Below are 26,558 nucleotides of genomic sequence, written 5' to 3' on the forward strand. Positions count from 1 at the left end.
TCTTCGGGTGAGCATCTTATTGATCTGTTACTTGGTTTTATGTGCGGAGCGTCACGGTGCACAGAGAGGATAACGTGATCGACCTCCCCTGGTTACACGGTGTTACCTTGTGAAATTTAGTGAATTTTTACTCGCAGGTCTGTCGATAATCGCCGGGGGAGAGACCGAAGTGTGTCCGGAAGCGGGCGGTAAAGCGGCGTACCGACTGATAGCCGCAGGCGAGGGCAACCTCGGGTAGCGGGGTGGCTTGCTGCAGCAGGGTGAGGGCGTGGGTCATGCGTACCCGGGTGAGCAACTCGCCGAAGCTGACCGCCTCGGCAGCCAGGTGGCGGGTCAGGGTGGCCCGGCTCATGGCCAGGCGTGGGGCCAGGCTGGCGAGGGTGTGCTCGGCTCCCGGCTCGTCGATCAGCAGATCCGTCAGGCGCTGGCTCAGGGGGCGGGTGGTGGCCGGAAACAGGAGCGTGAGCGCTCCGGCGGCGTGAAGCTCTCCATAGAGGGCCTCAATGATGGCGTGACTGGCGTCGGCGCTGAGAGAGAGTTGAGTCGACTCGGCCACCCGTTCGAAACACCAGGCCAGGGAGGGCGTGACGGGAAGCAGGGGGGGACGGCGCGACGCCGGCTCCCCCAGCCACCGGGCCGGGGGAGGCTGAAACAGCGAGAGGGCCCGGGAGGCAAACAGTGCGCCTCCCGGTTGGTTGGTAAAGGTGAGGTGACTCCCGGCCGGTACCGCCAGCCAGTGGCTGCGGTCGACACGGTAGGTACGCTCTTGCCACCACAGCGCCTTCTCCCCCTGATCGACGCGGATCAGGGTGGCCGACGGCATAAAGACGTTGCGCAGGCCCTGAGGGGCCCTGGCACGGTAGTGGGTGAGCGCGGCGCCTCGACTCATATCAGGGACGGTTGTAGGTGGCGGTCAGGGTCGCCCTGGCCAGGGCCTGCTGATTGAGCAGGAAGCCTATCATGGCGGGCGGTGTGTCCCCCTTCACCTCGAGGGGCGCCGGCAGGGCCCAGAGGGTGTAGCGATAGCGATGCATGCCATCCCCCTGGGGAGGGCAGGGGCCACCGTAACCGGGAGCGCCGAAGTCGGTGCGCGTCTCGAGCCCCTGCTTGAGCTTGCCCGAGGCGCCGCGGGGCAGGCCTTGCACATCTGCCGGCAGGTTGACCGCGATCCAGTGCCACCAGCCACTGCCGGTAGGGGCATCGGGATCATGTACCGTGATGGCCAGGGCCCGGGTGGCGGCAGGAAGATCGCGCCAGGTCAGGGCGGGGGAGAGGTTCTCCCCGCTGCAGCCGAAGCCGTTGTAAACGAAGGTGCTGGCGATGGGGCTCCCCTCCCGGATATCGGGGCTGGTGAGCTCGAGGGCCGAGGCCGGCAGGGTGGCCAGCAGGCCGAGTGCCATAAGGGCTGATTTCATCATCATCTCTCCTGTGTGGGATCCTGCGCCCATTGTAGGGAGACCCATGGTGCACCATCTGCACCTTAAGGCTCAAAGTGGCTGCTTGACTCGTTATTTTGAGCCTGGACGTTTAATATCGGCAAGTCATGCCTGATTATTAATCGACTGGTTAAGAGTGGAAAGCCGCCAAGGATCACGGCTTACCGCCGCCCCCCTGGATAAGATGGCGGCGGGCTTGTCCTACACAGATACCTACAGCGGGAATAATAACGATGACATTTATCAAGCACCGGGCGACATGGCTGGCCATGCCGCTTGTCGGGGTGCTCGTCTCTTGCGGCGGCGAGGGGGATCAGGCTCCCCAGCCGCAGACCAGGGAGGTCGAGCTTCGGATCATTGACGGCTACCTGCATCGGGCCAGCGTCTGGCTCGATAGCAACGGCAACGGCGAGATTGACCCGGGAGAACCCCAAACCCGGAGTGATGAGCAGGGACGTGCCCGGCTCACCATGCCGGCCCAGGCAGTGGGCATGGTGATGGCACGGGCCATCGCCGGCCAGACCCGGGATCTCGACGAACCGGATCGCGCCGTCGCACGGGATTTTCTGATGATGGCGCCGGCGGACTCCCGCCTGGTGACCCCCTTGACCACCTATCTGGCCTTGCAGCAGCGGGAGGGGCGCTCTTCGGAGGAGGCCCTCGCCAGGCTGCGCCACGAGCTGGCTCAACCCGAGCTCGATCCGGCGCAAGATTACGTGGCCAGGCCCGAACCTCTGACGGCTGCCTCGGCGCGTGCCCTGGCCCGGTTGCTGCCACAGAGTGCGCAGCAGATGGCCGAGCAGGGGGGCGCCCTCCTGAGCCAGGGGGCCATGGTGATTGGCGAGGATCTGCGCAATCAGCAGCAGAGCGGCCAGCCCGTGGTGACCGGACACTGGCTCCTCTCCCTGCAGCAGGGGGGCGTGGTGCTGGCGGCGAAGGACAGGGATGGCGATGGCATCAAGGATAGCGATGACGCCTTCCCGGATGACAAGTCCGAGTCCCAAGACAGCGACCGGGATGGCATCGGCAACAACGCCGACCCGGACGATGACAACGACGGCTGGCCGGATGCCGACGAGCTGCGGCTGGGTAGCGATCCCTTGAGCGCCGCCAGCCACCCCGCCGATCTGGACGGAGACAAGATAGCCGACGCCGAAGACCCCGATCGCGACGGCGACGGGGTCAACAACGAGGCCGACGCCTTCCCGAACGACAAGTCCGAGTCCCAGGACAGCGACCAGGATGGCATCGGCAACAACGCCGACCCGGACGATGACAACGACGGCTGGCCGGACGCCGACGAGCTGCGTCTGGGTAGCAACCCCTTGAGCGCCGCCAGTCACCCCGCCGATCTGGACGGGGACAAGATTGCCGACGCCGAAGACCCCGATCGCGACGGCGACGGAGTCAACAACGAGGCCGACGCCTTCCCGGACGATCCTCGCCTGAGCCAGCGGCCGGATCAGGATGGCGACGGCGTCCCCGATGAACAGGACGCCTTCCCGCAGGATCGCTTCGAGACCCGCGACAGCAATGGGGATGGTTGGGGAGACAGGGCCTCCAGCGACGATGACGGGGACGGCATCCCCGACAGCCTGGATCCGACCCCGACCGGCAGTGCGATACCGGTCCCGCGCTACGACGAGGCGGTGATCCACTATCGCCGGGCCGATGGCAACTACGACGGCTGGGGCATCCATCTGTGGAACGATCCTCGCTGTGACAGTGTGGTGACCAGCACCGGCTGGGCCCAGCCCCAGGCGCCCGTCGGCGGTGCCGGGCCCGATGGCATCGCGTTTCGGGTTCCCCTCAAGCCCGGGCACGGCGCCTGCGTGAACTTCCTCATCCACAAGGGGGAGGTTCGGGCCTGGGGCGGCGACGGCAACCTGGATCTGAGTCGGGGCAACGTCGCCTACACCTTCGATGGCAATCCGAGTCTCTACTATCAGCCCCAGCGTGAGACCCCTGTGGCCGTGACGGGGGCCGCTGCCCACTGGCTCGCTCTCGATACCGTGGCCTGGAGCGCCCCCCCTGGCGCCGACCATTACGAGCTTTGGGCCGGAGAGGGGGAGCTGGCTCAGCCCGAGCGCTTCCAGCGCCTTGTGCTCGGCGCCGGCGGACAACTCACCGATGAGCGCTTCCCCCACCTCAAGGGGCGCTCGCGCTTTACCCTGAGTACGACGGCGGAGCAGGCCAGGGCCATGCTCAAGCAGCCCCTGCTGGCGGTGGCGGTCGATGCCGAGGGCAAGGCCGTGGCGGCGACCCAGGTGCAGACCCCCTTCGTCATCGATGCCCTCTACACCCGGGGCGATAACGATGCCGATGAGGCCCGGCTGGGGGCCTGGATGGAAGGGGGGGCATCCCACTTCCGCCTCTGGGCCCCCACCGCCCGCAAGGTGGCGCTCTATCTCTACGACGCGCAAAAACGCCCCTTGCCCCAATCCCCGGTCGCCATGACCGAGGACGCCGGCAGTGGCATCTGGGCGTTCGATGGCGCCGCCAGCCTGGAGGGGAGCTTCTATCGCTATGAGATAGAGGCGTACCACTACAAGAGCGGCAAACTGGAGCGGATGACCACCACGGATCCCTACTCGGTCTCCCTGAGTACCGCCAGCCGTTTCTCGCAGTTGGTGGATCTGGAAGGAGGGCTGGCCAAGCCGGTCGGTTGGGATGCCCAGAGCGTGCCCCCCCTGGCCAAGCCCGAAGACAGCATCATCTACGAGCTGCATATCCGCGACTTCAGCAATTCCGACAAGGGGGGGACGCCGGCCTATAACGGCAAGTACCTTGCCTTCACGGAAGGGGCGCGCGCCAGCGTGCAGCACCTCAAGCTGCTGCGGGAGGCCGGGCTCAACACCATCCACCTGCTGCCGAGCTTCGATCTCTCCTCGGTGGAGGAGGAGGCCGCCCGGCGCATGGATCTCGACGACGATGTGAGCAAGCTCTGCGACCCGGCCAAGGGACTTAATCCCAAGGCAGCCCTCTGCGCCAGGGCCGGTAGCGGTACCCTGCGCAGCCTGCTGGAGGGGCTCGATCCCGCCAGCGGCGATGTCCAGGCACTGCTTGCGGAGATCCGCCCGAGAGATGGCTTCAACTGGGGATACGATCCCTACCACTACAACGCCCCCGAGGGGAGCTATGCGGTCGAGAGCGACGGCCTGCCCCGGATCCGCGAGTACCGCACCATGGTACAGGCCCTGCACCGGATGGGCTTTAGGGTGGTGCAGGATGTGGTCTTCAACCACACCAGCTCCTCGAGCCTCTATAACACCTCAGTGCTCGACAAGGTGGTACCCGGTTACTACCACAGGCGTAACCCGGACAACGGCCTGGTGGAGAGCTCCACCTGCTGCGACAACACCGCCTCCGAGCATCGCATGTTCGAGAAGCTGGTGGCCGACAGCCTGGTCTCCTGGGCAACTGAGTACAAGATCGACGGCTTTCGTTTCGATCTCATGGGCCACCTGATGAAGTCGAGCGTGGTCAAGGCGTTCGATGCGGTGAAACGGGTCGACGGCGACACCTGGTTCTACGGGGAGGGGTGGGACTTTGGCGAGGTGCAAAACAATGCCCGCGGCGTCAACTCGAGCCAGTGGAACATGGCCGGCACCGGCATCGGCACCTATAACGACCGGCTGCGCGATGCGGTGCGCGGGGATCACTCCGATCCCATGAATGGCACGCCGGGCCTCGCCAACGCCGGTGATCGCTTCGACAACATGGGCAACAAGATGGATCTCATCCGCCTCGGCATGGCGGCCAACCTGCAGACCTATCCCCTGCCCACCGATGGCGGCACAGTACTGGGCCGTGACTACCAGTTTGGTGGCCACGGGGCCGGTTATGCGGCCGATCCCCAGGAGACGGTCAACTATGTCTCCAAACACGACAACCAGACCCTGTGGGACATCAACCAGTACAAGGCCAAGGAGGAGGTATCACCCCAGGACCGGGCCCGCATGCAGATAGTGGGGCTCGCCCCCGTGTTGCTGGGCCAGGGAGTGCCCTTCCTGCACATGGGCTCCGAGCTGCTGCGCTCCAAATCCATGGAGCGCGACAGCTACGACTCGGGCGACTGGTTTAACCGGGTCGACTTCAGCAAGCAGGGCAACAACTGGAACGTCGGCCTGCCCCGTCAGGACAAGGACGGCAGCAACTGGGAGTGGATTGGCCGGATCATCGCCAACCCCAACACCCGGGTCGGTCCGGCCGAGATCGCCTGGAGCGACGCCCGTTTCCGTGAGCTGCTCGCTATCCGCGCCGGCAGCGAGCTGCTGCGCCTCGGGGAGACGGATCAGATCCTCAAGCGGGTGCGCTTCCACGCCCTCGGCAGCCAGGCCCGCCCCGGCACCATCGTCATGACGCTGGATGACGGGGTGGCGGCCGGTGCGGATCTCGACCCCGCCTGGCAGGCGCTGGCGGTCGCCATCAACGGCAGCATCTGGGAGCAGCGGGTCCCCATTCCCGGTGCCGATGGGTTCGTCCTGCACCCTGTGCTGTCGGCCGGGGGCGACGAGCGGCTGCACGCCGCCCGGGTCGAGAAGGGAGAGCTGGTGATCCCGGGGCTGAGCGTCGTGGTCTTTGCCAAGCCCCAGCAGGGTGAGCAGGGGGCCGGCATGGATGTGGGCGGCGAGCCCCTCTTCCTGCGTGGCTCCTTTAGCAAGACCCCCTGGGATGCCTCGACCCCCATGATCTACAAGGGGGCGGGCGTCTATGAGACCAGCCTCACGCTGGCGGCGGGTTCCCACCAGCTCAAGGTGGCCAGCGGCGACTGGGATCCCCAGTTCGGTGCCGGCAACCTGAGCGCCGGTTTCGGGTCTTTGCCGTGGCGCAACGTGAGCGGCAATGTGCAGATCGAGGCGCTGGCGAGCGGTACCTACCGCTTCACGCTGAGTCTTGCCAACCCGGCCCAACCCAGGCTCACCATCACAGCCCCCGATGCGCCGCCTCTGGTGCCGCCCCCCTACGGGGACGAGGCCCTCTACCTGCGCGGTACCCTCACCGACTGGCAGTCGGGCGCCGCACTCACCTATGTGGGCAACGGTAAATACGGCGCCAGCGTCTACCTGCAGCCGGGGGAGTATCGCTTCAAGATCGCCTCCGAAGACTGGACCCGGGTCCGCCTCCAGTTCGGGGATCTGAGTGCACCCGAGGGGGGGCTGACCCTGCTGGACGCTGGCAACGATGGCCAGATCCTGATCCGGGTGACCGGCGCCGGCCTCTACCGCTTCGTGCTCGATGCCAGCGATCTGCAGAGCAAGACGCTGTCGGTGACCACGGACGCGTCGCCGACGCCGGCCAACGGGGTCATGATGCAGTACTTCCACTGGTACAACACCCAGGAGGATAACCTCTGGCTCAAGGTGGCGGATGAGGCGTCGACCCTGGCCGCCAAGGGCGTCACCGCGCTCTGGCTGCCGCCGGCAAGCAAGGCGATGATCCGCCCCGACGGCTCACTGGATGTGGGCTACGCTACCTACGATCTCTACGATCTGGGGGAGTTCAACCAGCAAGGGTCGGTGCGTACCCGCTACGGGGACAAGGAGCAGTATCTCGCCGCCATCGAGCGCGCGCACCGGGCCGGGATCCAGGTCTATGGGGACGTGGTGCTCAACCACAAGTTCGGCGCCGATCAGACCGAGACCGTCACCGCCGTGCGGGTGGAGGGGAGCAATCGCAACCAGGAGTACGGCGGCGACGGCGAGATCAGCGCCTGGACCCGTTTCGACTTCCCGGGCCGTGGCGACACCTATTCCGACTTCAAGTGGCGCTGGTACCACTTCGACGGGGTGGACTGGGATGCCGGCAAGCAGGAGAAGGCCATCTTCAAGTTCCGCGGCCTCGGCAAGGGGTGGGATGGGGAGGTGAGCGGCGAGTTTGGCAACTACGACTACCTGATGGGGGCCGATCTCGACATGGATCACCCCGAAGTGGTCGAGGAGCTCAAGCGCTGGGGCCGCTGGTATGTCAATGCCGCCTCCCTCGATGGATTCCGGCTCGATGCGGTCAAGCACATCAAGGCGAGCTTCTTCAAGGAGTGGCTCGACGGGGTGCGCGGCAGCACCGGCAAGGGGCTCTTCACGGTCGGCGAGTATTGGGACTACGACAGGGCCAGGCTGCAGGGGTATCTCAAGGCCACCGGCTATCGCATGGCCCTGTTCGATGCCCCCTTGCACCTGAACTTCCACAACGCCTCCCGGGGCAACGGCGACTTCGACATGGGCAGCCTGCTCAATGGCACCCTGATGCAGTCCAACCCGGCCCATGCGGTGACCCTGGTGGAGAACCACGACACCCAGCCGCTGCAGATGCTCGAGTCGCCGGTGCTGGACTGGTTCAAGCCGCTGGCCTACTCCTTCATCCTGCTGCGCCAGGAGGGGTATCCCAACCTCTTCTACGCCGACTACTACGGTGCCAGCTACCGGGACAAGGGGCGGGACGGTCAGGAGCACGACATCCGCATCGCCTCCCAGCAGGGGGTAATCGACACCCTCTTGCAGGTGCGCCGCGACCACGCCTATGGCACCCAGCGCAGCTATCTCAACGATCGGGATGTGATCGGCTGGACCCGTGAGGGGGACAGTGCCCACCCGAGGGGGGTGGCCGTGCTAATGACCGACAACGGCTATGAGGGGCGCAAGTGGATGGAGATGGGGCCCACTCATCGCAACCGCTGCTTCCAGGATGTCACCGGTCACTATGGTGACAGGGTCTGTGCCAACGGCGACGGCTGGGCCGAGTTCAAGACCAAGCCGGGCGCCGTCTCGGTCTGGGTGGGGGAGGCCCCTTAAGAAGAGGTGTAACGAGAGGGGGAGCCGATGGCTCCCCCTCTTTCATGGACAGGATCAGGCGAAGCAGGCCCAGATCGGGGCGTGGTCCGAGGGCTTCTCGATGCCGCGCAGCTCGTAGTCGATCCCCACCTCGGTGACCGAATCCTTGAGGGCGTCGGAGGCCATGATGAGGTCGATACGCAGACCCCGGTTCTCGTCAAACCCCCTGGAGCGGTAGTCAAACCAGGAGAAGCGTTCGCACTCGTCGGGGTGGGCGGCGCGGAAGGTGTCGGTGAGGCCGAACCCCTTGAGCCGCTCCATCCACTCGCGCTCGATGGGCAGGAAGGAGCACTTGCCGTCCCGCAGCCAGCGCTTGCGATTGGCCTCGCCGATACCGATGTCGCGATCGGTGGGGGAGATATTCATATCCCCGATCAGCACCAGCTGATCGCTCGGACTGTGGTGGGTCTCGAGGTAGTGCTGCAAGTCTTCATAGAACTTCTGCTTGGCCGGGAACTTGGTCTCGTGATCCTGGCTCTCCCCCTGCGGGAAGTAACCGTTCATCACCTTGATGACGCCGCCACCCTCGCGCTCGAAGGTGGCCATGATCATGCGGCGCTGGGCCTCTTCCTCGTCGCCGGGGAAGCCCTTCTCCACCGTCAGGGGCTTTTGCTTGCTCATGATGGCCACCCCGTAGTGGGCCTTCTGGCCGTGAAACTCGACGTGATAGCCCATGGCTTCCACATCTGCGATCGGGAAGGCCTCGTCGTGGACCTTGATCTCCTGCAGGCCGATGACGTCCGGCTGGTGTTTGTCGATGAGGGCCTGCAACTGATGAAGGCGGGCGCGCAGGCCGTTGATATTGAAAGAGACGATCTTCATTGTTGGTATGCTCATGTCGTGGTTTGCCGGTATTGGACTCGGAATCCGGCCAGGATGCAAGGCGTCAGCGGGTCATCTTCTTGACGAACACCACCACGAACAGAGCCAGGGTAAAGCTGCCGGTGAAGGCCTCGACGGCGGCGAAGAGGCGCGACAGGCCGATGGGGGTGAAGTCCCCGTAACCCAGGGTGGTGAAGGTCACCACGCTGTAATAGAAGCACTCGAGCAGGAAGAGGCCGTTCTCCTGCCAGCTTGCCCCGGGGCGGTAGACCAGGGACTCGCCGCCGAAGTTCAGGCCGAAGAAGAAGTAGAGGATGGCGCAGCAGGCGATCATGATGAGGGAGAAGATCACCACCCGCAGGGGCTCCTCCCCGTAGCCGCAGAAGAGATCCACCATCCAGGAGAAGAAGCGGCGCAGTGACCAGCGTGGCATCTGCAGCCGGCGCATGGTCAGCTCTTTTTTGATGTAGTGGCCGGAGAGGGTGAAGATGCCCTGATACTCGGAGGCCTTGCGCAGATCCCGGTAGGTCTCCTCCGCCTCCTTGAAGAGCAGGGTCGCCAGGGCCGGGTCACGCTCCTTGCGGCCACGTTGCTCCTGCAGCACGGTGGCGCCCGTGTCGAGGCCGTCGATGCGGGCCCCCTTCCAGCGGATCCCGAGCAGGTTCACCGCATCGAGCCGGGCGCAGTGCAGGTTGGCGTCGGTCAGATCGGCCTTCATCAGGCTGCCCCCTTTCATCTGCAGATGATAGAGGTGGGCCCCGTGCAGGTTGGCCCGGTAGAAGTCGCACTTCTCCAGCACAAAGCCCTGAGTCGGATCGGGATGAACCAGATTGAGCCCTGCCAGGTCGGCCTTGGCCAGTTGCAGGCCATGGCAGAGGCCGCCACCACGGACAAAGGCCTCGAGGGCCTTCGTCGTCCCCTCGCTCTGGTGATCCCCGTCGGGGTCGTGCCAGCGGCACAGCCCCCCGTCACCGGCCTCTTCGTGACAGAAACGGCCATCACTGACCAGATAGTGGCACCGTGCCATGGCGAACTCCCTGCGGCCATCCTCCTCTTGAGGATAGGTGCAGATCAGCCGCCGTGGCCGAACTCCTGGCGCAGCTTGCGAAAACGCTCCTGCTGGGCGGGATTGAGGGGGATCCCCTCGAGCATGCTCATGGTGCTGCGACACTCGTCCCCGTATTCGCTGTTCTTGCGATCCTTGGCGATGAGCTGCAAGAGCACCTGGATCTTGTTGAGCGCCGCCCCCGTGTTGGCCGGGGTGCGGCGCAGCGCCTCGCGAAAGTGGCCGAGGGCCTGCTCCAGCTCACCCGCCTGATAGGCCTTGATGCCGAGCTCGTTGAGCTGCTGGTAGCGCAGCCGTCGCTCCTGCACCGTCTTGTCGTCACGGGTGGCCTTGATACAGGTGGTGAGCAGTTGGTCCTCGTCCTCCGAGAGCAGTCCCTGCAGGGTCTCGGCGTACTCGAATTCGCCGAGCTGGTAGAGGCCGAGCAGGGTCTCGCCGAGCAGGGCCGGGGGCATGCTCTCTGGCTTGTCGAGCCAGTTCTGGTTGGCCCGATAGAGCATCTTCTTGCCCTTGAGCAGCTCCCCCCTGGCTATCTGTACCCGGGCCTGGCAGAGCTGCTCGAAGACCGGATAGTTGAACTCCCCGTCACTGAGCACATCACGCAGACGCGACAGGGCGCTGTTGACCTGTTTCTGCAAGTTGGCGATGTGAAAGCTGTCGTTGCTGTTGAGGGCGTAGAGGGTGAGGGTCTGGATATAGGCCCCGAGATAGTGGGGGGTGCGGTGAATCGAGTTGCGGGTCAGCTCGATGAGGTTAAACAGCACATCCTTGGCGGTGGCATAGTCTCCCTGCTGCAGGCTCATCTCCGCCAGACGACGGGAGAGGTGTACCGACTGGGGGGAGAGGCTGACGGCCTGCTTGAGCTGCAGCAGCGCCTCGGCCCCCCGACCCTGGGCCAGGTAGCTCTCGGCCAGGGCGTGGTAGGCCTCCACCATCAGGGGGGTAATCTTGAGGCCGGCCTGCAGATGGCTGCTCGCCTCGTCATTGAGCCCCAGCTGGTGGCATGCCTTGCCAAGGCCGAGGCGCAGCCAGCTATTGTCCTGCTCGGCCAGCTGTTGGCGCAGCAGGCTGCGTGCCTCCTGATGGCGCCCCTGGCGCATCATGGCATCGGCCTGCAGGCAGCAACAGAAGTTGCTGTAGCGGGGGTGATCCTTGGCACCCTGTTCACAGGCGGCGATGAGCGCCGGATCGTCCTGTCTGGCCAGGGCCTCGTAGAGGGGGGCCAGGGCACGGCGACGGGCCAGGGCCCGCTTGAGGCGCATCCGAAACTGCTCCTGAGAGAAGGGCTTCATCAGGTACTCGTCGGGCTCGGACTCGATGGCGCTCAGTACCATGGCCCGGCTGGCATCGCTGCTCACCATGATGACCACGGACCGGGGGGGGACCAGGCGTTTCTCACGCAGGCTCTCGAGCAGCTGGCGGCCATTTTCGCCGGCACCGAGGTCGTAGTCGATGAGGTAGACATCAAACGGCTGCTTGCTGCTGAGGCGGCGGGCCTCTTCCGCCGAGTAGGCGTAGGAGATACGGCTGATACCGGCATTGAGGAGCATCGCCTTCATCATGATATGGAAGGATCGCTGCTCATCTACCAGCAGCAGGTGCAGATCATGATCGGGGCGAGGCTGTGTCGACATAGGGCATGGCTACCGGGTTACATAGTGTGAGTGTGCCAGCAAAGGGGCCCTGCGGCAAATAGAGGGACCGGCCGGTCTGTTACATTTCTGTGGTATCGCGCAATAGCTGGGTTATGCTGTGCAGCGACCAGGAAAGGTGAGAAAAAACAAAATGAAAGGAAGCATTATCGCGGCAATGCTGAGTGCATTGCTGAGTCCCGTCGTCCACGCCGAGGGGAGCCCGGCCGGGCGTCCTCTGCCCCTCGTCTCCGTGGTGGAGGTGAAAGAGGCCCAGACCCGTGCTCGTATCGAGCTGCTGGGGCTGCTCAAGGCCAATCGATCCGTGGAGATTGGTTCCCGGGTCAATGCCCGCATCGAGCGCATGGCGTTTCGGGAGGGGGAACGGGTCGCCGCCGGCGCCTTGCTGGTACAGCTCGATGACAGGGTCGAGCGGGCCCGGGTGCGTGAGGCCGAGGCCGAGCTGGCCGATCAGCGTCGCCAGCTTGCCAATAACCAGCGCCTGTTCGAGCGCAAGGCCCTCTCGCGCACCGATCTCGATGCCGCCAGCGCCCAGGTGGCCAAGGCCGAGGCCAAGCTGGAGGCCGCCCGTGCCGAGCTCGACTACCTGAGCCTGCGGGCCCCCTTTGCCGGGGTGGTCGGCTTTTCCGACTATCAGGCCGGCGCCCTGGTGCAGGCCGATACCGTACTCACCACGCTCGATGATCTGGGTACCATGAAGCTCGATCTGCAGGTGCCCGAGAAGTATTACGCCCGCCTCAAACCCGGTAGCCGTTTCGAGGCGACCAGCGAGGCCTGGCCGGGAGAGCGCTTTACCGCCACCCTCACCGGGGTCAACACCCGCCTCGACCCCGAGACCTTGAGTGCCACGGCGCGTCTGACCCTGTCCAATGGCGATCATCGCCTGCGCCCCGGCATGTTGATGAGACTGGCGGTGACCCTGCCGGCGGGCACCCATCCCCTCATTCCGAGTCAGGCGCTGCTCTATTCCGGCGCCGAGCGCTACGTCTATGTCTACGACGGTGAGAAGGTAAGCCGACGCGCCGTCGAGGTGGGGGAGAATCTGGGAGAGCAGGTGAGCGTGGTGGCGGGCCTCAAGGCCGGCGAGAAGGTGGTGGAGAAGGGCACGGTCAAGCTCCATGACGGTGCCAGGGTGGAGGTGCGCTGATGAGGCTCTCTGAACTCTCCCTCGTGCGCCCGGTGCTCGCCACCGTCATCAGCCTGATGCTCTGCGTCTTCGGTGTGCTTGCCTTTCGCGCCTTGCCCCTGCGGGAGATGCCCGATACCGCCGCCCCTGTGGTCTCTGTCGAGACGGGGTACGAGGGGGCCTCGGCCTCCGTGGTCGAGTCGCGCATCACCAAGCCGCTCGAGGACCAGCTCTCGGGCATCGCCGGTATCAAGGCCATCAGCTCGGACACGGTCGATGGTTATTCCAGCGTCACCATCGAGTTTGTGCCCGAGCGGGATCTCGATGCGGCCGCCAGCGACGTGCGCGATGCCGTGGCCCGGGCCGCCTGGGTGCTGCCCCGGGAGGCTGACACCCCCGTGGTCAGCAAGGCTGACGCCAATGACGAGGTGATCCTCTGGGTCACATCGCCCTCATCCTTGCCATCGGCCTGGTGGTGGATGACGCCATCGTGGTGGTGGAGAACATTCACCACCATCTGCAGCGTGGCGAGCCGCCCTTGCTGGCGGCCTGGCACGGCACCCGCGAGGTGGGCTTTGCGGTGATCGCCACCACCGCCGTGCTGGTGATGGTGTTTGTGCCCATCGCCTTTATGGAGGGGATGGTGGGGCGGCTCTTTACCGAATTTGCCATCCTGCTCTCCTTGGCCGTGATCTGCTCCTCTCTGGTGGCCCTCACCCTGACCCCGGCCATGGGATCCTGGCTGATGCGCGCCAAGGACAAACCCAACTTCTTGAGCGCGGCGCTCGATTCGGGTCTTGTTCGCCTCGAGGGGCACTATCGCCGCCTGCTCGGCTGGAGTCTGCACCACAGACGCTGGGCCCCGCTCATCTTCGTGCTGTTTCTGGGTGGCATCGCCCTGCTGGCTACCCGCATTCCCGCCAGCCTGACCCCGACCGAGGACAGGGGCGTGGTCTTCGTCTTCGTCAAGGGGGCGGAGGGGACCAGCATAGAGCGGATGAAGCGCAACATGGAGCAGGTCGAGCAAGTAGTGCTGCCGCTGCTTGGTAAGGGGGTGGTGCAGTCGGTGAGTTTCAGCACCCCGGCCTTCGGGCGCGGCGGCGATCAGACCGGCATGGCCATCATCCAGCTCACCGACTGGAGTGCGCGCACCCAGACCGCCAGCGACTTTACCCGCCAGCTCACCGCGCGCCTCGGGGACATTCCCGATGTCATGGTGCGAGCCTTCCAGCCCGGTTTTCGCGGCGGCTCCAACGCGGCGGTGCAGTTCATCATCCAGGGCGGCGACTATCAGGAGATCTTCGCCCAGGCCCAGCGCCTGCAACAGGCGGCCCAAGAGAGCGGCCTGATGAGCGCGCCGGATCTCGACTACGCCGAGAAGACCCCCGAGGTGCGAGTGCGGGTCGACCGGGTGCGCGCCGCCCAACTCGGCATTCCCCTCTCCCAGGTGGCGGGCAGCCTGCAGACCCTGCTCGGGGGTAGCAGCAAGACCACCTATGTGGACAGAGGCGAGGAGTATGACGTCTACCTGCGAGGGGACAGGCGCGACTTCAACGGGGCAGGGGATCTTAGCCGTATCTACCTGCGCGCCGCCGATGGGGAGATGGTGAGCCTCTCTACCCTGGTCTCGTTCGATCTGGTGGCCGCGCCCCAGCGCCTCAACCACTACCAGCGCCAGAAGGCGGTCACCCTCACCGCCGACCCCATGCCGGGCCACACCCTGGGCGAGGCGCTGGACTTTCTCGACAACTGGGCCAACGCCAACTTGCCGGCGGGGATGACGGTGGATTATGCCGGTGAGTCCAAGGATTATCGCGACAATCAGGGGGAGATGGGCATGGTCTTTGGCCTCGCCCTGCTGGTGGTCTATCTGGTGCTGGTGGCCCAGTTCGAGAGCTTCCTCTCGCCGGCCGTGGTGATGGTGACCGTGCCCCTTGGTCTCTTCGGCGGTCTGCTCGGGCTCTGGCTCACCGGCCAGGAGATGAGCCTCTACAGCCAGATAGGCATGATCATGCTGATCGGCATGGTGGCCAAGAATGGCATCCTCATCGTCGAGTTCATCAACCAGCTCAGGGAGAAGGGGGTCGAGTTTGAAGAGGCGATCATCCAGGCCAGCCTGCGCCGCCTGCGCCCGATCCTGATGACCTCGCTCACCGCCATCATGGGGGCCGTGCCCCTGATGCTCTCCATGGGGGCGGGCTACGAGAGCCGCATGGCGGTGGGGACTGTGGTCTTCTTCGGGCTCACCCTGGCGACCCTGGTGACCCTGCTGCTGGTTCCCTCCCTCTATGGCCTGATGGCGCGGCGCACCGGCATCGCCGGCGAGCGCAGCCAGCAGGTGGACGAGGCGCTCGCCCGGAAGGAGACCCCAAATGGGGGTAAGGCCGCCTAGGTCGCTTTTTGTTCGATAAAGATGTGATATCAAGGGGGCTTCATTGACGGAGGCCCCCATCATGTTGCCGCGACCCCTCTACGAGTTACTTCCTTACCTCAGCCTGGCCGTTGGCCTTGGGCTGCTCTCCGGTGCCAGCCAACCCGGCCTGCTACTGGCCGGGCTGCTGCTGTTTGTCGCCGGCGCCCGTATCTGGTCCCTGCGCAGCAACTACCGGCGGCGGGATCGTCACTATCAGGTCTGGTCAGGCAATACCCCGGAGTGGCTCTACGAGGGGCGCCCCTTCGCCCTGATCCTGCTTGGCCTCTTGCTGCTGCGTCTGGGCGATCACCCCCTGTTTGCTCTTCTCGCTCTGGCCGGGCTTGGCTGGGGGCTGTGGCAGTGGGCCCTGCGTTACCGCCATCGCCTCACCCTGCTCTCGGCATTTTAGGGCCACAGTGGCCAATTCCCTGTCTTTGGCAGGGCCAAAAAGCCATCGCTACCACCGTGGCCAGCCGGTATAATGCGCGACCCGAAATGTTCCAGGTGGTCAAAATGCAGCCGGTTACCAACCTTTTCTCCTATCCCCGCTACTGGGCCGAGTGCTACGGCACGGCGCCCTTCCTGCCCATGTCTCGCAAAGAGATGGACAAGCTCGGCTGGGACAGCTGCGACATCGTGCTGGTGACAGGCGACGCCTATGTGGATCACCCGAGTTTTGGCATGGCGGTGATCGGTCCTGCATGCTCGAATCCCAGGGCTTTCGGGTCGGCATCATCGCCCAGCCGGACTGGTCATCGAAGGATGACTTCATGCGCCTGGGTAAGCCCAACCTCTTCTACGGGGTGACGGCGGGCAACATGGACTCCATGATCAACCGCTACACCGCCGACAAAAAATTGCGCCACGACGACGCCTACACCCCGGGGGATGTGGGCGGAAAACGGCCGGATCGTGCCACCCTGGTCTATACCCAGCGCTGCAAAGAGGCCTATAAAGAGGTGCCCGTGGTCATCGGCGGCATCGAGGCATCCCTGCGCCGCATCGCCCACTACGACTACTGGTCCGAGACCATCCGCCGCTCGATCCTCATCGACGCCAAGGCTGACATCCTCATCTACGGCAACGCCGAGCGCCCCCTGGTGGAGGTGGCCCACCGCATCGCAGGTGGCGAGACCATCGACACCATGCAGGATATTCGCGGCACCGCTGTGATCCGCAAGGAGCCGCTGCCGGGCTGGCGCGGGGTGGATTCGAGCAAGCTCGACCAGATTGGCCGCATCGATCCCATCCCCAACCCCTATATGGAAGGGGCACCCTGCGCGGACGACGAAGGCACTGCACCGATGGAGCAGGAGGCCAAGCCCATCCTGGTGCAGCCCCCTAAGCAAAAACCCTGGGAGCTGACCTACGTCAAGCTGCCGGCGTTCGAGCGGGTAAAGGAAGACAAGGTGCTCTACGCCCACGCCTCGCGCATCCTGCACCACGAGACCAACCCGGGCTGTGCCCGCGCCCTCTCCCAGGCCCACGGGGATCGCATCATCTGGGTCAACCCGCCCGCCTTCCCGCTCGAGACCGACGAGATGGACGGGGTGTTCGGCCTGCCCTACCAGCGGGTGCCGCACCCGGCCTATGGCAACGAGAAGATCCCGGCCTATGACATGATCAAGACCTCGGTCAACATCATGCGCGGCTGCTTCGGCGGCTGCTCCTTCTGCTCCATCACCGAGCACGAAGGGCGCATCATCCAGAGCCGCTCGGAAGAGTCGATCCTCAAAGAAATCGAAGAGATCCGCGACAAGGTGCCGGGTTTTACCGGCGTCATCTCGGATCTGGGCGGCCCCACCGCCAACATGTACCGCTTACGCTGCAAGAGCCCCAAGGCCGAGCAGACCTGTCGGCGCGCCTCCTGCGTCTGGCCGACCATCTGCCCGCACATGGACACCGACCACAGCCCGACCATCAACCTCTATCGCAAGGCGCGCGACTTGAAGGGCATCAAGAAGATCCTGATCGCCTCCGGCGTGCGTTACGACATCGCGGTGGAAGATCCGCGCTACATCAAGGAGCTGGCCAAGTACCACGTCGGCGGCTACCTCAAGATAGCGCCAGAGCACACCGAGGAGGGCCCGCTCTCCAAGATGATGAAGCCGGGGATGGGCAGCTACTACAGCTTCAAAGAGCTGTTCGACAAATATTCCAAAGAGGCGGGCAAGCAGCAGTACCTGATCCCCTACTTCATCTCCGCCCACCCGGGCACCACGGATGAAGACATGGTGAACATGGCGCTCTGGATTAAGGCAAACCGCTTCAAGCTCGATCAGGTGCAGAACTTCTACCCGTCGCCGCTCGCCAACGCCACCACCATGTATTACACCGAGAAAAATCCCCTCAACAAGGTGAGCCGCCAGGGCGGGGATGTGTTCGTGGTGAAGGGGGAGCGTCGCCGTCGCCTGCACAAGGCGCTGCTGCGCTATCACGATCCGGCCGGCTGGCCGATGATCCGCGAAGCCCTGCTGGAGATGGGCAAGGGTCACCTTATCGGTAACGGCCCCGACTGCCTGGTGCCGCCGGAAGGTCGTGGCGAACTTAAAGGCAAGGGCGGGGCCGAGCGCAGCCGCAGCAAGGGCCTCAAGCTCGCGTTGACCCGCCACAGTGCCATCACCCATCAGCGCAGCAATGGGGTTGGCAACAAGGCCGGCAATGGCAAACCGGTGGGGTCTCAGCTCCAGAAAGGTTCGGGCAACGGCAAGTCTGCTAAACCGGGTGCTGAGCAGGGCGCCGCTCAGGGTAAACCGGCCGGCAAACCCGCCCACAAGGGCAAGACCCCGACCCGCGCAGGCTCTGCCAAGCCGGGGGCCAAACCCGCCACCCAAGGCGGCAAGCCTGCGGCCAAAGGCAATGGTGCCAAGCGACCGGCTCGGTAATATTTCCTGCTTTGAAAGTGGGAGAAATAAAAAGGCGACCAGATGGTCGTCTTTTTTATTTAATAAAGATCAGCTGACATAACTCCTGTATTTTAAGTGATTTTAATTATTGTCGTGTGTTGTTGATTTTTTGAGCCAATATATCCAATCTGGCTTGATCATTAATTAGACCAGTGTAAAATATTGAATACCAATTATTTGGTGTGTCATATTCTTTATCTTTTGCATTTCTATATCTTTCTATATAGGATTTGAGGTCTCTACCTGTTATATGTTGTGGTGGTTGTGGCAGAACTAAATCTAATAAGTCATGTGCTCGTTCACTTAGGTCACTCCAGTGTTTTTCAAACCAGCCTTGAGTCGCATCATTATTAATCACTTCATTCAAATGGAATTGAATGATACCTATTTGAGGATGGCTGTCATTAATTGCGACTATAGATATTTTTGGTGTTTCAAACATCCCTTCAAATAAGGTTGTATATAACCTCTGCCCTAAAAAGGTATCGAAAAATGGATGAATCGCTCTCTCACTAGCTGTGTTTCCTTTTACCTTGATGCCACGTAGAGAGTTACAGTTACATGCGGGAATTAAATTTTTAGAATAAAATGAAAATTCAGGATATAGATCTTTAGGAAGATAGTGGTCAAGAGTCCCATTACCTGGTCCTCCGCACATGGGGCAGATATTTGGAGATAACTTTCTTCGGAAATGTTCAATGAATTCCAATCTTCCTTTAGGTGCATTATCGTAGTGTGTAATGAGTGATTTTTTAAATTTATCTCCAGCGATTTTTGATGTGATAGACCATGGGTCACCACCATGCTCAGTGTATTTTTCATATTGCTCAATAAAAACAGCATGATTATTTAAAAGTTCAGGGTAGCTACCAAGCTTGGTATTTTCAGCTAAAAGCTGCAACTCTTCGGTATCATTTATATGAGGTGGATTAATGGCCTTCATCTACAGCCTCAATATCTAATTTTCTACGAAGGTACATAACAACATCAGCGGAAAGTTCAGATTCAAGTTCTTTTAAAATGTTAATTCTATCTTGATGTTTCACAGGGAAATTAGCAAGCAAATCCTCAACTAATGCATTAGTTATTTCATCTTCAAACACAAAGTATGAAATTGAACCTATATCCGCACCAAATGTTTTTAGTCTGGGGTTTTGAATTGTTATCTGCCCATCAGGGGCTTCTTTGAATACAAGAACTTGTGTTCTTGGTACTTCACGAACAAAGTAAGCTGAATGTGTTGCAATAATTGCAATGGAGCCTGTTAATTTAAGTAAACGATCCAGAACTCTGACAAATTTTGATATAAAATTCGGATGAAGGTGTGTTTCTGGTTCATCAAGTAAAACAAGAGTTCCATTTTCTACAAATAGACATGCTTGAACAAGAAATTTAATAAATGCTAGCTGACCGCTACTCAAAGGGAAAATATTACTATTCAAAAGAAGCATCGGGTCCGCATTATTAATAATTGCTCCCTGGATCTCGAGTTTTGCCTGCTCTCCCCCGTGATTTAGTTTCAGTAAAGGAATGTAATATTTATCTTTTATTCTTATGATGTGGCTAGATTTGACAGACAAATCTTTATCTAAAGGCACTACAATATTTTTAATGTTAGGTAAGAAATTAATACTTTCTTTAAACAACTCCCATCGATTATGTTCACCGATGGACTCTTCAGAACGGATAAGCTGAATACAAAGTTCGCAAAATCCTCGAGAATTTTTAGCTCTTGCATTTCTATTAAGAATCAATCGTCGATACTTAATTCGCTTATTGGCTCTTTCTGGTGGAAAGGTATTCATCGTCTCACCGGGGGTTGCTATGGCTAGTAAGCGACTAATTAAAGGCCTGCTTTGTGTGCGATCAAAAAACCTTTCATCACCTTTTATCAATGAGTTCACTATGGTGCGAAGAGCTTGACTTTTTCCTAAGCCATTTCTACCAATAAGCATGCACATTCTTTTTGGTAGGATACTATTTGTTTCGAAATTTATGTCAAATGTGTGATAATGAGAGAAACCTGCAAGCGCGTAAGAAAGTGATAGATCGGTTGATATATTTGAGAAGTTCTCATATTCAATACCATCAAGGATAGTCTCGGCATTGTGAAAAGCAAAGAAACGCCCTGACTCTCTCATGAAAGCCAAGTTAAACACATTTGTTTTAATCGCAGCGTTTACTAATTTAATTTTATGAGATATACGTTTAGATGCAACCAAGTCATTTAAAGCTAATAATAATTTATTGGATTCTTGAACGCCATGCGTCTCAATAAAGTGTCTATAGTCTTGCATTTCACCTTGCAATGTGAAGAAATCTGGCAACTCGCTTGCTTCAAATATACGAGAGCTTTTAGATATTCTTCCGTTTTCTTCAACGTGCTCCCCCTCTGATAAAAAACCAAGAAATAATTGGCCCTCTATTAATTTTTTGTTGTCATCATAATTAATGAAATATCTATATCTGCATTTGTATTTGAAGTCATTCCAACTGTCGTCTGTAGGACAAAAAATAATTGATGGCGCAACTATTCTTTTGATGTTTAGATGGTTATTACCAAAATATACTTTAAATGAGCTGTCTTTATCTTTATCTACATCAAATAAATTCATTATGGTAAGTCCATATATTAATGAGAAAAAGGATTCTGGGACACCCACCTTTGTGTGTGAGGCGTATCACCACCAAATCCCACGCTACCGCCCGAAGATGAAAATGGGACAGTCACCATTTTGAGTGGCTCATAGTGGGTAACGCTTGCGTATCATTTTCATCCGGCAAGGCTACCGCCCCTGAATTTCAGCCTCCAGTCTGCTGCTGTTAACCTGCGATATGGCGCTGGCCTGGCTCATGGGTGACTCCGGTGAGACGGTTGCCAAACGGCTATGTTAGCGAGCGAGGCGGGGGAGGGAAGAGGGAGATGATAGTTTCCTGAGCAAGATCAATAAATTAATGAGCAGATTCTGGGACATCCACCATTTTGACAGGGGCGTAGTGCTCTGCTGGACTTGAGGCATCACTGCCGAGGAACTTGCCATGACCATCGCCCGTTCACGTCAAATCAGCTTGCAGGATACGCCCTACTACCACGTGGTGAGCCGCTGCGTGCGGCGGGCCTTCCTGTGTGGGGAAGATGCCCACTCGGGGCAGAGTTACGAGCACCGACGCCAGTGGGTGGTAGACCGGCTGGGTCAGCTGTCGCGGCTCTTTGCCATCGGCATCTGCGCCTACGCGGTGATGAGCAACCACTACCATCTGGTGCTGAAAGTGGAGGCCGAGCAGGCGCAGGGTTGGAGCGAGCGGGAGGTGGCCGAGCGCTGGGCCGGGTTGTTCCAGTGGCCGCTGCTGGTGCGCCGCTGGTATCAGGGGGATGTCCTGATTGAGCCAGAGCTGGCGGTAGTGCAAGGGTTGATAGAGCAGTGGCGAGAGCGGCTCTACTCTATCAGCTGGTTTGCGCGCCTGCTCAATGAAGGGCTGGCCCGTCAGGCCAATCAGGAAGATAGCTGCAAGGGCCACTTCTGGGAGGGGCGCTTCAAGAGCCAAGCCCTGCTGACCGAGTCGGCGCTGCTCGCCTGCATGGCCTATGTGGAGCTAAACCCGGTGCGAGCAAAACTGGCTGAGACACCGGAGGAGAGCGACTACACCAGCATCAGCCAGCGTCTCGGCCGTGCCCAAACCACCGAGTTACCGCCCCTGCTACTGCCGTTTGCCAAGAAAGATGAAGCCAAATCACTTCCCTACACCTTCAGCGACTATCTGGCGCTGGTTGACTGGACTGGCCGAGCCATCCGCGATGACAAGCGGGGCCATATCCCTGCGGCGCTTTCCCCCATCCTGCAACGGTTGCAACTCGACGGTGACGACTGGCTCAAGCAGGTGAGGCTGTTCAAACGAAGCGGCATCCGGGCCGTCGGTCACGGCATGGCGCGAGAGCGTTACGCCCAGCACTGCGGGCAGCGACGGTGTCATCAGCCAGCTGACTGAATTCGCCCCTATACAGTGTTTGAAGTTGTATGGTGATTAGGTTCACCAAGTAACTGGCTTTGTGCGAGCCGGCGAGCGCCCAGATTCCTGCTGACTTGGGCCTGCCTTTCTGATGATTTCCACGTAGTGATCAACACAGAATCCCCTCACGGGGGTGATCAGCAAACGTCTTTACTGCAACGGTGGATGTCCCAAATTAGAGAATCATTTCAGTAGCGCCTCCAGCATGGGGGGGTGGTACTGGGTGAGCCCCTTCTTGCGAAGCGTCTCGGCGCTGTAGAGGGTGATGCCCTCTTGCCGATGGCAGAGTTCCTGATAGTGGCGATATCGACACTGGTGATAGAGGGCTGAGTCCTGCATGACCTGGCGGCCGATAAGGCAAAAGATGGCTATCCCCATGGCCAGGCTGCCCATCTGATCCCAGGTCTGCGGTGGAATGACCCCGAGACGGGCAGCCTGGATCCCGCTGAGGGCCAGTAGCCCCATACCACATAAGAGCTTTAGCAGGGCCAAATTCGTCAACTTGTTGGCCATCACAGTGGGTGAGAAGAAGTAGACCTCGCTCAGGTGGCTAAGAGGTTCGTTAAACACGATCCCGCGCATATTGATGGTGGTCTCCACCGTGGTGATGCCCCTTCGCAAGAGATGCGCCTCTTCCCAACGGGTCACCCAGGCACACAGAGCGACAGGGTAGATGACCAGAATGATGGCGAAGTAGAGGGGCAGGGCGCTCAGACCCATCGTCATGGCGAGCAGGGAGAGGGCGATCAGAATATAGGGTTTGAGTGCATTCCAGAGAATGTGCATAAAAAAACGAAAGTGGAGAAAAGGGGCCATTTTGGGAAGCAGGATTGGCTGCGTCTATACCCGTTCAAGGTGTTGTCAGATGAAGCGTCACCGGCTTTATGCCCGGGCTCACAAAACCGGCCATACAAACGTCATATGATTGATTTCATTATGAGTCTTGCTCTTCGGGCTGCGAGCCCATCACCCAAAACAAGAGAATGACTATGGCAACTGGACAATATCTGCTCTGGAAGGATGCAGAGGGCAATGCGTTTCGTCCCGTCTCCCTGACCGGCACCGATCTGCTCAATAACCGCTACCTCAACAAGGGCACCGCCTTCACCGAGCAGGAGCGCGCCGATTTCGACCTTGATGGCCTGCTGCCGCCCCAGGTTCAGACCTTCGAGGCCCAGCTCGAGCGGGTCTATGAGGGCTTCAAGAGCGCCTGTAGCGACATCGAGAAGTATCAGAACCTGCGAGCACTGCAAGACAGAAACGAGACCCTCTTCTACGCCCTGCTGTCGCGTCACGTGGAGGAGATGACCCCCTATATCTATACCCCGACTGTCGGCAAGGCGTGTCAGGAGTTCAGCCACCGCTTCCAGAAGCCGCGCGGTCTCTATATCACACCGGGCAATGTGGATGACATGGGCAGTCAGGCTCGTCACTTCGATGCCAAGTCGATCCGCATCATCGTAGTCACCGACAGCCAGGGGATCCTGGGTATCGGCGATCAGGGGGTCGGCGGCATGGGTATCCCCATCGGCAAGCTCTCCCTCTATACCCTGGCTGCCGGCATTCATCCTGCCTGCTGTCTGCCCATTGCCCTCGACGTGGGCACCGACAACCAGACGCTGCTCGATGATCCCATGTATCTGGGTCAGCCGCACAAGCGGATCCGTGGCAAGGAGTATGAAGCCTTCATCGACAAGTTTGTTCAGGGGGTGCGTCGCCACTTCCCCAACGCCGTGCTGCAGTGGGAGGATTTCAGCAAGTCCAACGCCTTTGACAATCTGGCTCGCTATCAGCAGGCGCTCCCCTCGTTTAACGATGACATTCAGGGCACAGGGGCCGTGGTGCTGGCCGGCATCATTGGTGCCGTCAAGGCCAAGGGAGAAACCCTGGCCCACCAGAATTACCTGGTCTATGGCGCCGGCGCCGGTGGGGTGGGGGTGGCCGATCAGATCTGCGCCGGCCTCATTCGCGAGGGGCTCGATCCCCAGGCGGCGCGCGATCGCATCTATATCCTCGACACCCAGGGGTTGGTGTGTGACAACCGCGAGGGGCTCGATGAGTACAAGCGCCGCTACGCCAAGTCGGGCACCCTGCTGGCCAAGTGGCAGACGGAACAACCGGGCCGGGCGAATCTCGCCGATGTGCTGCGCCATGTGCCCATCACCGTGTTGCTGGGCACCAGCGGATCCGGTGGCGCCTTTGAGGAGCAACACATTCAGCTGATGCTCGAGCACAGTGAACGCCCCATGGTCTTCCCCCTCTCCAACCCCACCGCCAACTGCGAGGCGCTGCCCGAGGATATCTACCGCTGGAGCCAGGGGCGCGCCATCGTTGCCACCGGCAGTCCCTTCGCACCGGTCGACTATGAAGGGCGCCGCGTGCGCATCGGTCAGGGTAACAACGTCTTCATCTTCCCGGGGGTGGGGTTGGCCGCCATTGTCGGGCAGGTACGCGAGATTACCCCTGACATGTTCACCACCGCAGCGTTTGCCCTCTCGGAGTGCGTCGCCATCAAGGATCTGGAGCTGGGTACCGTCTACCCGCCGATCCGCGATCTGCGCGCCATCTCGGTTCATGTGGCAACCGCCGTGCTCAGAGAAATCGTGCGCCGGGACCCGGGTCATCCCCTGATCGGCCAGGATCTCGAACAGCATCTCCTCAGCCATATGTGGGAGCCCCTCTACCTGCCTTATCGCAAGGTGTGACCTGACAAGGGATGGCTCATGCCATCCCTATCCTCGCAGGGGGAGCCAGCGCCCGCTATGATGGCGGCAGGCGGTATCCTGCCAAGTCTGATGGCGAGTACCGATGTAGAGATCTTCCCGGTAGTCGCGACAGTAGAGGCCACTTTGTTGGCGGAACGTCCGAAGGGGAGTGATGCTACCAAAGTGGCGGTTCTCTACATTGCTCCAGGTGAGCGTCTCCCCTTTGGAACGCTCCTGCAGCGCTTGTTGCAATGTCTGGTTGGCAAGGCGTACATCCGCCTCATTCATCTCCTGATACAGGGGAGGCTGATTTTGATTGGCACATGCTGCCAGCCAGAGAGCCAGTAATGGGATCAGCGTTCGCATCATCTTCTCCTATTGCTTAAAACCGCTCTCGAGCGCTTGCCTTTCCTGCTCATCGTCGAGGGTACCATCCCCCCTCAGCTTATTGCCGCCGGCGTCGAGGTCGCTGCCGTTATCGTCGAGGGTGCCATCCCCCCTTAATGTGTTGCCGTTGGCATCGATGGCTTCGCCGGGATTATCTGCTAACCCATTGCCGAGTCCGCGGCCAGCTGCGTGACGTGCTCCTCCTCCATGGCGTTCACCACCGGCGTGGTGTTCACCGCCAGCATGGTGCTCGCCTCCTGCATGTTCCCCTTCGCCATGGGTGCCGTCATCGTGACCGTCATGATGACTGCCGCCATCGCTGTCGCTTCCTCCGCCGTCACTGCCGCTGCTGCCGCCATCGCTGTCGCTTCCTCCGCCGTCACTGCCGCTGCTGCCGCCATCGCTGTCGCTTCCTCCTCCGTCACTGCCACTGCTGCCTCCACCACCGCCTTCACCATCTTTGTTATGGACCACGAGATCCTGGGCGAAATAGGTGTGGTCGCCATCCAGCCTGAGGTTGAATAGCGGGGTGAGAGGGTCAGTCTTGAGCTGATAGAGGGTGGTGAGCGGGATCTCGTCAGGCTCCGGTGAGAGGGCGAGAGCCCCCTCTTCACAAGCCTGTGAGCTCCAACCTTGCAACACCATGCCACAAAGCAGGGGGCGCACGTTCAGGCTTCGATTTTCCTGTCGGGTCATGGCGGGATGAATGGCTGCCCAGCCATGTCGGGTCAGGAAGGGGTGTTCGGCCGTAAAAAACGGCGCCAGCCCATTGAGGCCGTAGAGTAGCCGGTTACCCAGTATGACGTACTCCACCGCCAGGACTCGGTTACTCCTTCCTGTGGCGGACATCACCCGATCACCGGCGCGCAGGGTCGCAATTGCCCTGCGTGAGCCATCGCTCATTCGCACCTGGGTGTCGCCGGTAAAACAGCACTTGGCAAAGGCCGCATTGGGTTGCCAGTGTCCCTGCTCGAAGTCATAGGTGACCGGCATCGCGTAGAGGGCCAAGGCGATTGCACCACTGAGTAACAAATGGCGCCGAGACAGGGGGTGACGGGTTTTCATGACATATCCTCACCTCAGCAGAGTCGTAACCTGGAGTATAGGAGAGGAGGGAAAGATCACTGGGTGGCAGCAAAACGATTGGCAAGTGAGATTAAAGTGCGTAAAATAGCGTTCTCGATGCTTGCAGCAACGAATCCCCTCC

Annotated in this window: 15 protein-coding genes and 2 pseudogenes; 7 read left to right on the plus strand and 10 right to left on the minus strand. The window is 60.7% G+C overall.

Features of this window, described 5'->3' with window-relative positions:
* Positions 1-127: 127 nt before the first annotated feature.
* Positions 128-889, minus strand: a complete 762-nt coding sequence (locus BN1133_RS00525; protein WP_050664617.1) for a helix-turn-helix transcriptional regulator — start codon at positions 887-889, stop codon at positions 128-130.
* Position 890: 1 nt separating this feature from the next.
* Positions 891-1,415, minus strand: a complete 525-nt coding sequence (locus tag BN1133_RS00530; RefSeq protein WP_082177849.1) for a YbhB/YbcL family Raf kinase inhibitor-like protein — start codon at positions 1,413-1,415, stop codon at positions 891-893.
* Positions 1,416-1,669: 254 nt separating this feature from the next.
* On the opposite strand from BN1133_RS00530, the gene BN1133_RS00535 reads away from it, so the two are divergent.
* Entirely contained in the window at positions 1,670-8,227 is a 6,558-nt protein-coding gene (locus tag BN1133_RS00535) for an alpha-amylase (RefSeq protein WP_050664619.1), read from the plus strand.
* Between the two features lie 54 nt (positions 8,228-8,281).
* Here the strand turns inward: BN1133_RS00535 and xthA are convergent, their stop codons facing one another.
* From xthA to BN1133_RS00550, 3 genes are all read right to left on the minus strand, one after another.
* The gene (xthA, locus tag BN1133_RS00540) at positions 8,282-9,088 is read right to left on the minus strand and encodes an exodeoxyribonuclease III (RefSeq protein ID WP_050664620.1); all 807 of its coding nucleotides are present in this window, start codon (positions 9,086-9,088) and stop codon (positions 8,282-8,284) included.
* A 64-nt stretch (positions 9,089-9,152) separates the two neighbouring features.
* Positions 9,153-10,115, minus strand: coding sequence for an ion channel (locus tag BN1133_RS00545; protein WP_050664621.1), 963 nt, complete (start codon positions 10,113-10,115; stop codon positions 9,153-9,155).
* A gap of 44 nt (positions 10,116-10,159) precedes the next feature.
* On the minus strand, positions 10,160-11,788 hold the full coding sequence (locus BN1133_RS00550; protein WP_050664622.1) for a tetratricopeptide repeat-containing response regulator: 1,629 nt from the start codon (positions 11,786-11,788) through the stop codon (positions 10,160-10,162).
* 151 nt (positions 11,789-11,939) lie between these two features.
* Between BN1133_RS00550 and BN1133_RS00555 the strand changes: the two genes are divergently transcribed.
* From BN1133_RS00555 to BN1133_RS00570, 4 genes and pseudogenes are all read left to right on the plus strand, one after another.
* A complete protein-coding gene (locus BN1133_RS00555; RefSeq protein WP_082177837.1) occupies positions 11,940-12,953 on the plus strand; it encodes an efflux RND transporter periplasmic adaptor subunit in 1,014 nt (337 codons plus the stop codon).
* Positions 12,953-15,324, plus strand: a pseudogene (locus BN1133_RS00560) (efflux RND transporter permease subunit). Before BN1133_RS00555 ends, BN1133_RS00560 begins: the two are co-directional and overlap by 1 nt.
* Positions 15,325-15,385: 61 nt before the next feature.
* Entirely contained in the window at positions 15,386-15,754 is a 369-nt protein-coding gene (locus BN1133_RS00565; RefSeq protein WP_050664623.1) for a hypothetical protein, read from the plus strand.
* Positions 15,755-15,858: 104 nt separating this feature from the next.
* Positions 15,859-18,230: pseudogene (locus BN1133_RS00570) on the plus strand (YgiQ family radical SAM protein).
* 106 nt (positions 18,231-18,336) lie between these two features.
* On the opposite strand, the gene BN1133_RS19915 reads toward BN1133_RS00570, so the two are convergent.
* Positions 18,337-19,194: a hypothetical protein gene (locus BN1133_RS19915; protein WP_153006669.1), complete on the minus strand. Its 858-nt coding sequence runs from the start codon at positions 19,192-19,194 to the stop codon at positions 18,337-18,339.
* Positions 19,181-20,866 carry an AAA family ATPase gene (locus BN1133_RS19410; RefSeq protein ID WP_082177838.1) on the minus strand — a complete coding sequence of 562 codons (1,686 nt, stop codon included), beginning with the start codon at positions 20,864-20,866 and terminating at the stop codon, positions 19,181-19,183. Before BN1133_RS19410 ends, BN1133_RS19915 begins: the two co-directional genes overlap by 14 nt.
* Positions 20,867-21,290: 424 nt before the next feature.
* On the opposite strand from BN1133_RS19410, the gene BN1133_RS00580 reads away from it, so the two are divergent.
* Positions 21,291-22,238: a transposase gene (locus BN1133_RS00580; protein WP_050664625.1), complete on the plus strand. Its 948-nt coding sequence runs from the start codon at positions 21,291-21,293 to the stop codon at positions 22,236-22,238.
* Between the two features lie 204 nt (positions 22,239-22,442).
* Here BN1133_RS00580 and BN1133_RS00585 read toward each other — a convergent pair whose 3' ends face one another.
* Positions 22,443-23,045: a hypothetical protein gene (locus tag BN1133_RS00585; protein WP_153006668.1), complete on the minus strand. Its 603-nt coding sequence runs from the start codon at positions 23,043-23,045 to the stop codon at positions 22,443-22,445.
* Positions 23,046-23,248: 203 nt separating this feature from the next.
* Between BN1133_RS00585 and BN1133_RS00590 the strand changes: the two genes are divergently transcribed.
* Positions 23,249-24,964: an NAD-dependent malic enzyme gene (locus BN1133_RS00590; RefSeq protein ID WP_050664627.1), complete on the plus strand. Its 1,716-nt coding sequence runs from the start codon at positions 23,249-23,251 to the stop codon at positions 24,962-24,964.
* A 27-nt stretch (positions 24,965-24,991) separates the two neighbouring features.
* Here the strand turns inward: BN1133_RS00590 and BN1133_RS19415 are convergent, their stop codons facing one another.
* Together BN1133_RS19415 and BN1133_RS19420 are read right to left on the minus strand one after the other, a co-directional pair.
* A complete protein-coding gene (locus BN1133_RS19415) occupies positions 24,992-25,333 on the minus strand; it encodes an RT0821/Lpp0805 family surface protein (RefSeq protein ID WP_082177839.1) in 342 nt (113 codons plus the stop codon).
* A 6-nt stretch (positions 25,334-25,339) separates the two neighbouring features.
* Entirely contained in the window at positions 25,340-26,416 is a 1,077-nt protein-coding gene (locus BN1133_RS19420) for a Hint domain-containing protein (RefSeq protein ID WP_082177840.1), read from the minus strand.
* Positions 26,417-26,558 lie beyond the last annotated feature (142 nt).

The organism is Aeromonas schubertii (assembly GCF_000820105.1).
GTDB lineage: Bacteria > Pseudomonadota > Gammaproteobacteria > Enterobacterales > Aeromonadaceae > Aeromonas > Aeromonas schubertii.